Source organism: Actinomadura logoneensis (assembly GCF_003428695.1).
Classification (GTDB): domain Bacteria; phylum Actinomycetota; class Actinomycetes; order Streptosporangiales; family Streptosporangiaceae; genus Spirillospora; species Spirillospora logoneensis.
In genome coordinates this window covers 1-7997 of record NZ_QURH01000948.1, presented here as the reverse complement: position 1 = coordinate 7997, position 7997 = coordinate 1, and the positions used below count along the sequence as shown (strand labels likewise).

7 protein-coding genes are annotated in these 7997 nt (G+C 74.1%); 6 read left to right on the top strand and 1 reads right to left on the bottom strand.

Going from position 1 to position 7997, the window contains the following annotated elements:
* The 3 genes from DZF91_RS40675 to DZF91_RS32040 form a co-directional block, all read left to right on the top strand.
* On the top strand, positions 1 to 1618 hold a 1618-nt coding region (locus tag DZF91_RS40675), incomplete at its 5' end, for an endonuclease/exonuclease/phosphatase family protein (RefSeq protein ID WP_158588097.1).
* A 115-nt stretch (positions 1619 to 1733) separates the two neighbouring features.
* On the top strand, positions 1734 to 2366 hold the full coding sequence (locus DZF91_RS32045) for an EF-hand domain-containing protein (protein ID WP_117360802.1): 633 nt from the start codon (positions 1734 to 1736) through the stop codon (positions 2364 to 2366).
* Complete coding sequence (locus DZF91_RS32040) at positions 2363 to 3019, top strand: DUF6875 domain-containing protein (RefSeq protein WP_147341489.1); 657 nt, start codon at positions 2363 to 2365, stop codon at positions 3017 to 3019. Before DZF91_RS32045 ends, DZF91_RS32040 begins: the two co-directional genes overlap by 4 nt.
* Here the strand turns inward: DZF91_RS32040 and DZF91_RS32035 are convergent.
* A complete protein-coding gene (locus DZF91_RS32035; RefSeq protein WP_117360800.1) occupies positions 2987 to 4483 on the bottom strand; it encodes an FAD/NAD(P)-binding protein in 1497 nt (498 codons plus the stop codon). The two genes, DZF91_RS32040 and DZF91_RS32035, sit on opposite strands and share 33 nt — an antisense overlap.
* 253 nt (positions 4484 to 4736) lie before the next feature.
* Between DZF91_RS32035 and DZF91_RS32030 the strand changes: the two genes are divergently transcribed.
* The 3 genes from DZF91_RS32030 to DZF91_RS32020 all read left to right on the top strand — a co-directional run bounded on the left by DZF91_RS32030 (position 4737) and on the right by DZF91_RS32020 (position 7766).
* Complete coding sequence (locus tag DZF91_RS32030; RefSeq protein ID WP_117360799.1) at positions 4737 to 6902, top strand: MMPL family transporter; 2166 nt, start codon at positions 4737 to 4739, stop codon at positions 6900 to 6902.
* Positions 6903 to 7020: 118 nt separating this feature from the next.
* Positions 7021 to 7287, top strand: a complete 267-nt coding sequence (locus DZF91_RS32025; protein WP_117360798.1) for a metal-sensitive transcriptional regulator — start codon at positions 7021 to 7023, stop codon at positions 7285 to 7287.
* A 254-nt stretch (positions 7288 to 7541) separates the two neighbouring features.
* On the top strand, positions 7542 to 7766 hold the full coding sequence (locus DZF91_RS32020; RefSeq protein WP_117360797.1) for a hypothetical protein: 225 nt from the start codon (positions 7542 to 7544) through the stop codon (positions 7764 to 7766).
* Positions 7767 to 7997: the final 231 nt, after the last annotated feature.

Here is a 7997-nt window from a genome sequence, read left to right as displayed (position 1 = left end):
GGCGGCGGTGGCGAGCGCCGGACTGCTCGCCGGGCTGTGCTGGCTGGTCGCCGCCGCCGCGACCACGCGGGACGCGCGTCCGGCCGCGACCGGGTTCGTCGCCGGGCTGGCCGCGTCGGGCGTGGTGCACGCGGCACTCGGCGGCACCGACCTGGCCTGGCGGACGGGCGCGTGGCCATGGCTGGTCCTGGCGCTGGAACTCGGACTCTTCGCTCTCACGTTGCGCCCCCGACCGCGCCCAGCGGACGAGACCGGTTCGGGGAGCCGCCTGTGGTGGACGCTCGGACCGGCACTGCTGCTGTGGGGCCTCTACACGGGCAGCTCGTCGCACGCCCAGGCCAGCGCGGACGGCGCGACCTGGGCAGCCGTGGTCGTGGCGGTGGGCGCCGTCCTCTCGGTCGGCGTCGTCGAACGGCCCGCGACCTGGACGCGCCATCCGGTGGTGCCGGGGGTCGTGCTCGTCCTGTCGGCGGCCGGGTTCGCCTTCGGGCGCGCGACCGTGGACGGCGTCCACGGCGTCTCCCCCACCTGGACGGTGGCCGCGCAGGTCGCGGGCCAGCTCGCCCTCGCCGGATGCCTGGGCTGGGCGGCCCGCTCGTCCTCGCGCCAAACCGTAGGCGAGGAAGGCTCGCAGGCCGGAGCCAGCGGCTTCTCGGCGCGGCGCGGAGTGGCGACCGCGACCGGGTTCCTGGTCTTCGTCGTGCTCTTCTTCGCCTACTACTCGGCCTACGACCTCGGAATGCCGAACCGGTGGGTGCCTCTCGCGGCGTCCGTGCTGGTCGCAGCGGTCTCGTTCACGCGGACAGAGCGTCCCGAACGGGGACGGCAGTGGACCGTGCTCGGCGCGGCCGTCGCGTCCGCGATGGTGATTCCGCTGGCCATGGCCCTGCCTGGCACGCCGTCCTGGAGTGCCGCGCCCGGCGACGGGCTCCGCGTCGCCGCGTACAACCTGCGCATGGGCTACGGCATGGACGGGACGATGGCCGCCGCCGGACAGGCGGCGGCGCTGCGGTCGCTGCGTCCGCACGTCGTGCTGCTGAGCGAGGTCGACCGCGGCTGGTTCCTGAACGGCGGGCGCGACCAGCTCAGACTGATGTCGGACCGGCTCGGGCTGAAGCCCGTCTGGGCGCCCGCCGGGGACGAGGTGTGGGGCGACGCGCTGCTCACGAACCTGCCGGTCGTATCCGTCCGCAACCACGTCCTGGCGAAGGGCGGCCCCACGGGCGCCCAGGCGCTGGAGGTCGGGGTGCGGTGGCGCGGACGCGTCGTCAGGTTCGTCGCCACGCACACCCAGCCGCCGGAGGGCTGGAGCAGCCTCGCGCAGGCGGAACAGCTCGCCCGGATCGCGCGCTCGGCCGCCGCCGGAGGCGTGCCGGTGGTCCTCGGCGGCGACCTCAACATGCAGCCGGGCGACCGGGCGTTCCAGGTGCTCCTCGGGGCGGGGCTGAACGACGCGTTCGCCGCCGTCCGCCCGTTCGCCACCTACCCCGCACGCCCCAGGCCGACCGACCAGATCGACCACATCCTGGTCACCCCGGGCCTGACCGCCCAGGACCCGGCAAAGGCGCCCGTCCCCTACTCGGACCACCTACCGGTCGCGGTGACCCTGCGCTTCTAACCCCCGCAGCGCGTACGGCGGTTTGCCGACTCTTACCGATCGCCAGAGAGATGATCTCGGCTACCAGAAGTCACGCAGGGTAACGCTAGGGGTGCCAATCGCGACAATCACGTCCATGGAGGGCCATGTGAGCGCGTCCAAGAAGCCCAGGCAGCCCGCGCGCGGCGGCAAACGGGACAAGCAGCCACGCAACGGCAAGCGGGAGCGGCGGGCCAGGCGGGGCTCGTACGAGATCAAGATCGCCGAGCGGTTCGCCACCTTCGACCGCAACCACGACGGCGCGATCTCCCGCCTGGACCTGGAGTTCATGGCCGACGGCATCCTGCGCGCGCTCCGGCAGAACCCCCGGTCGCCGAAGGGCCGCGCGCTGATCGAGGGGGCCCGGCTGTACTTCGACGGGCTCGCGCGCAGCGCGAAGGCCGACCCGGACGGGCCGATCGACCGGGCCGCCTTCCTCGCCGCCGCGCAGCAGTCGCTGCACGCGGGCCTCCGCGGCTTCGACGACTCGCTGCGCCCCTGGGCCGAGGCGGTCATCGCCGTCGCCGACCACGACGACGACGGCCGCGTCTCGGTGGACGTGTGGACGCAGGTCCTCACCGCGATGGGCGCCAACCAACGGCAGGCGTCCGCGTCGGCCCGCGGGCTCGACACCGACCGCGACGGGCACATCAGCACCCGGGCGCTGCTGGCCGAGGCCCGCCGCTTCTACGTCTCCGACGAGCCGGTCGAGGTGTTCTCGGCTCGATGACCGGACGATGGGAGCCTCCCCGGCCGCTCGTGGCCGGGGAGGCGCTCGACCGCCGCCCCGGTCCGCCGCGCTCCGAGCCTCCGGAGCCGTCCGACCCGCTCGTGCTGACCGCCCGCTGGGTGCGGGACTACCTGTGCCGTCCGCATCCGGAGCTGGGCCGCCCCGGCGCGGTGTGCCCCTACACGCGGCGGGCGCTCGACGGCGGCCGGCTTCTGGGCGCGGTCAGGCCGACACGCCCGGACGGACCCGACGAGGTGGCGCGCGTGATGCGCCGGTACCTCGCCTGGTTCACGGCCGACCGCACGCACGCCGACGGCTGGGCGAAGGATCCGCACCGCACGCGCACCGGCGGCTGGGAGGAAGATCCGTACCGCGCGCTGCTCGTCGTCTTCCCCGAGGTCGGGGAAGACGACTGGGGCAGGGTCATCGAAGGCGCGCAGCGGCGGCTCAAGCCGTCGTTCGTGCGGCACGGCCTGATGGTCGGCGAGTTCCATCCGGGGCCGCCCGCCGCCGCGGGCATCCGCAACCCGGCGTTCCGGCCGCTGCGCAGTCCGCTGCCGATGCTGGCCGTCCGTCCGATGGTGCGCTCGGACCTGCCCTTCCTCGACCAGGCCTCCTGGTCACTCGACGCGTGGACGGCCCGGTTCGGGTGACGCGGGCGGACTCCCGGAGAAGGCCCGCACGAACGCCTCGGCCTGGTCGGTGGCGTGGTGGACGGCGTTGACGAACGGCACACGCGGGCCGGACGAGACGCCCAGCAACCAGATCCGCTCGCTGCGGCCGTCCGTGCCGCCGTCCGCGCGGCCGTCCATGCGGCCGTCCATGCGGCCGTACGTCCGGCCGTCCATGCGCAGGCGCAGGTCGGCGTCCAGTTCGAGAGGGGCACCCGCCGCTCCCGCCGCGTCGGACGTCAGCATCAGAGCCCCGTTCCGCAGGTGCGGGCGCCTGGCGGTGAAGCCGGTCGCGCACACCACCGCGTCGAAGCCCTCGGACGACCCGTCCGGCCATTCGACCCGCCACGGGGACGAGCCGTCCAGCCGTCGCGGCACTCCGCCGTCCAGCCGCCGCGGCACTCCGGCGCGCACCCTGACCTGACCGCTCTCCAGCAACCCCAGCAGGCGTTCGGCGTTGGGGAGTGGAAAGGAGCCCAGGTAGCGCATCAGCGGCTCGCACGCGCGCAGGACTCGGCGGCGCGCCTCCCCGTCCCGCCGGACGAGGAGCGGATTGGCGAGGTCGACCAGCTCGACCAGCACGTCCTGCCAGCCGACCCGGCCCCGGCGGGCGGCCTCGACCTCCGACCGCAGGCGTTCCGCCACGCTTCCTCCTCCGTTCGCGCAGGTCAGAGCTGTGCCGAGGGTTCGGGTCACCAGGTGGAGGATGTGCCGGGTCAACTGCGGATCGGCGGGGTCGAGGGCGGCGACCAGCGCCGGATCGATCCGCACGGCTCCCCGGACGGTGCGGGTGCGGACGGCGGGCAGTTCCCCCGACGGTGAGGCCATCGTGACGCGGTGCCCGTGGCGGGTGAGCAGCAGGACGGCGTCGATCGCGGACAGTCTCGTCCCCAGCACCAGCACCCGCCCGGACGGCGGCACCGCCTCCAGCATCCGGCCCTCGGGGAAGGGGCTGGGCACGATGCCCGGACGGCCGCGCAGCCCGGCGGGGACCAGGGGCGGACCCCACCCGAGGCAGACCAGGACGTCGTCGGCGGGCAGGTGCGCACCGCCCTCCAGCAGCACGCGGTAGCCGTCGCGCTCCCCGAGCGGCTGGACGGCCACCGCCCGGCGGGCCACCCGGCGGTGCGTGCCGCCGGGGCGTCCGGCCCAGCTCTCGTAGACGTCACGGAGGTAGCGCGCGAACTCCGCGCGCGGCGCGAAGGCCTCGCCGTCGGCGGGCGCTCCCCGCGCGCGGGCGAAGTCGTCCGGCAGCCCGGGCAGCAGCGACATCAGCCCCGCCGAGGTGTTGCACAGCAGCGCCGGGTCGCGCACGCCGAAGGCCGTGCCGGACCCCGGCGGCAGCGGATCGACGATGTCGGCGTCCACCCCGGCGCGGGCCAGTGCCGCGAACACGGCCGTCCCCGCCACTCCCCCGCCGATGATCACCACACGCCGCCTCGGCATCGGACCTCCCCTTCCCCCGAGCGAACACCCTCAGTGGTTGTATCAACACCCTCCGACAATCTCCGGCGCACCCCTACCCGCCCGCCGAGAAGCCCGCCGAAAGCCGCCATCCCACCGAAACCCCGCAGCTCAGGGGCCTTACGCAGTCCACCGGAGAGGTGGTCGATGCCACATTTCAATACCCCTTGGGGTATCGGGTACAGTGCCTCGGGTGGATACCCCATGGGGTATGTCTGACAGGGAGAGGAGCGGTATGAGCGTGGCGCAGAGCCTCGGCAGGCGGACGCGGAAGGCGGACCGCCCGCCGGAACGGGACGGCATCCTGGGCCGGCTCGGCGGCTGGGCCGCCGGGCACGCCCGGCTGGTCCTGCTGGCCTGGGTGGTCCTGGTCGCGGTGCTCGGCGCGTTCGCGCCGAAGGTCAACTCGGCGCTGTCCGGCGCGGGCTGGCAGGCGGACGGGTCCGACTCGGTGCAGGTCCGCGAACTGGCCGAACGCCACTTCGGCGGCAACGCCTCCAGCGCGATCCAGGTGGTCGTCAAGGCCGACCGGCCCGTCACCGACCCCGCCGTCGCGGCCGTCGTGGACCGCGCGGTGGGCGTGCTGGACGCCGACTCCCGGGTCGGGCAGATCGTCCGGCCGCAGCCGGGCGCCACCGTCAGCCAGGACGGCCGGACCGCGGTGGTCCTCGCCGGCGCGGCGGCCGACCCGAACGAGATGGTCCGCGCCGCCGACGACCTCAAGGACCCGCTCGCCAAGCTGTCGGCGGACGGCGTCCAGGTGCGCGCCACCGGCGCCTCGGTGCTGTGGAGCGACTTCAACAAGGCCAACCACGACGCGATGATGAAGTCCGAGATGCTGTCGTGGCCGGTGACCATGGCCATCCTCGTGCTGGCGTTCGGCTCGCTCGTCGCCGCCGGGCTGCCACTGCTGCTCACCCTCGCCGGACTCGCCGCCTCGGCGGGCTCGCTGGTGCTGCTGACCGAGCTGACCCCGATCTCCATCTGGGCGATGAACTTCGCGATGATGTTCGCGCTCGCGCTCGGCATCGACTACGCGCTGTTCCTGGTGATGCGGTTCCGGGACGCGCTCGGCCGCTCCGGGCCCGTCCGGGCCGTCGTCGAGACGATGGACACCGCGGGCAAGGCCGTCCTGCTGTCCGGCGTGACCGTGCTGGTCAGCCTGTCGGCCGTGATGCTCGTGCCGTCGCCGGCCTTCCGCTCCATGGCGGGCGGGATCATGCTCGCGGTCGTGTTCGTGCTGGCCGCGACGCTGACGCTGCTGCCCGCGGTGCTCGGGATGCTGGGCCGCAGGATCGACCTCGGGACGCCGCCGTGGGCCCGCCGCAAGGAGGCGGCGACCGCCCGGCCCAACCGCTTCGAGGCGTGGGGCCGCCTGCTGTGGCGCCGCCCCGCCCTGTTCGGGATCGCCGCGACCGTGGTGCTGGTCGCGCTCGCGCTGCCCGTCGTGGGACTGCGCACCGCCATGCCGTCCATCACCGTCGTCCCCGAGGACGCCTCGGCCCGCATGGGCTACTCGGCCGTCCAGCAGGCGTTCGGCCCGGGCGCGCCCGGCGCGCTCCAGGTGATCGCCCCGCAGTCGGGCGTGGAGGCCGCCTCGTCGGTGCTGCGCAACGACCCCGGCATCGCCGGCGTCATGCCCGCCGCCCCGGCCGCGGACGGCTCCGGGCTGTCGCTCGTCCAGGCCGTCCCGAAGGTGGACCCCTCCGACCCGGCCCTCGCGCAGACCGTGGACCGGCTCCGCGCGGACCTGCCGGACGGCGCCCTGGTCGGCGGCGCGGCCGTGGAGAACCTCGACCTGAAGGACCTGCTGGACTCCAAGACCCCGCTGGTGCTCGGCACGGTCGTCGGTCTCGGCTTCCTGCTGCTGCTGTTCGCGCTGCGCGCGCCGCTGGTCGCCGCGCTGGGCGCGCTGACCAGCCTGCTGTCCACCGCCGCCGCGTTCGGCGCGGCCCGGCTGGTGTTCCAGGACGGCCACGGGTCGGGCCTGCTCGGCTTCACCCCGCAGGGCTTCCTGGACGGCTGGGCGCCGGTGTTCTTCTTCGCCATGATCTTCGCGATCGCGATGGACTACACCGTGTTCCTGCTGGCCACGGCCAAGGAGGAGTGGGAGCGGACCGGCGACGCGCGGCAGGCGGTCATCGGCGGACTCGCCCGCTCCGGCCGGGTGATCTTCGCGGCGGCCGGGGTGATGGTCGCGGTGTTCTTCACCTTCGCGCTGTCCGGCCCGCTGCCGCCGAAGGAGATGGGCGTCATCCTGGGCGTGGCCGTCCTGCTGGACGCGCTGCTCGTCCGGCTGGTGCTGCTTCCGGTGCTGCTGCGCGCGACCGGCCGGGCCGCCTGGTGGTGCCCGCGCTGGCTGGGCCGGCTGCTGCCGGAGGTGAGGTTCTCCCATGACTGAGCCCGCCGCCCGGACCGCGCGGACGCACGGCCATGAGACGCGCGTTACAGAACCGGCCCGTCCATATACCCCCGTGGGTACCATGGAGGCCGCCGCTCAGCTCGACAGGAGGTCAGCGATGAAGGTCGACGAGACCGCGCAGGGCGCCGTCCTCAACCGGCTCCGCCGTGCCCAGGGCCAGCTCGCGGGCGTGATCGCCATGATCGAGGCGGGTCGTGACTGCAAGGACGTCGTCACGCAGCTCGCCGCGGTCTCGCGCGCCCTCGACCGGGCCGGGTTCAAGATCGTCGCCAGCGGGATGCGCCAGTGCATGGCCGTCGCCGAGGAGGACGCTCCCCCGATGAGCGAGGAGGAGCTGGAGAAGCTCTTCCTCACCCTCGCCTGACCCGGCACGACCCCGCCGCCGAAGGGCGTTCCAGCCGATCCCCGACCGGGGACGGACGGAGCGCCCTTCGGCATGTCCGGCATCCGGGCGCCATGTCCGGCATCCGCGGGATGAGCCGCTCCCCGGACACCACTCCCCTGCGCAAACCTCGGCCATTGCATTACGCGATGCTCAGTTACCTAGAGTGACCATCGGGTATCTCGCCGTGGAATCGGTCCCAGGGAGGGACCGCGCGAAGAACGGGAGCTTGTTTGATGACCAGAACTCTTACCGTCGGTGCGGCCACGGCGATCCTCGGCGCCCTGCTGGGCACGGTCCCCGCTCAGGCCGCGACGCCCTCCGCCGCCGATCCGGCCGCCGCCCCGTGCACCTTCACCGTCCTCCCCTTCCCCGGCTTCGTCATGCCGATGCCGATCCCGATGCAGGTGCAGTCGCCCAACTGCGTCCCCGTCATCCCCACGGTGACGAGCAACGGGTGACCAGCCACGGGTGATCATGCGCGCCATGACCGGCGTCCCCGCGCGGACGCGCCGGCTCCGGGGCGCGGCGCGTCGGCGGGCGGACGCCTCCGAGGGCGGTGCCGAACGCGGGGCGTAGCTTGAACGGCGGGCGTATCGCGACCAGCAAGGTGCAGCCCGAACAGCAGGGGGCGGCCCGGACGGCGACGGCCCGGCCGGCACACGCGAGGTGTGCGGCCGGGCCGTCGGCGG

Excerpts from the sequence above, each read along its gene's own strand:
- DZF91_RS32045 (WP_117360802.1), top strand. The coding sequence starts at position 1,734 with ATGGAGGGCCATGTGAGCGCGTCCAAGAAGCCCAGGCAGCCCGCGCGC.
- DZF91_RS32020 (WP_117360797.1), top strand. The coding sequence starts at position 7,542 with ATGACCAGAACTCTTACCGTCGGTGCGGCCACGGCGATCCTCGGCGCC.
- DZF91_RS32030 (WP_117360799.1), top strand. The coding sequence starts at position 4,737 with ATGAGCGTGGCGCAGAGCCTCGGCAGGCGGACGCGGAAGGCGGACCGC.
- DZF91_RS32040 (WP_147341489.1), top strand. The coding sequence starts at position 2,363 with ATGACCGGACGATGGGAGCCTCCCCGGCCGCTCGTGGCCGGGGAGGCG.
- DZF91_RS32025 (WP_117360798.1), top strand. The coding sequence starts at position 7,021 with ATGAAGGTCGACGAGACCGCGCAGGGCGCCGTCCTCAACCGGCTCCGC.
- DZF91_RS32035 (WP_117360800.1), bottom strand. The coding sequence starts at position 4,483 with ATGCCGAGGCGGCGTGTGGTGATCATCGGCGGGGGAGTGGCGGGGACG.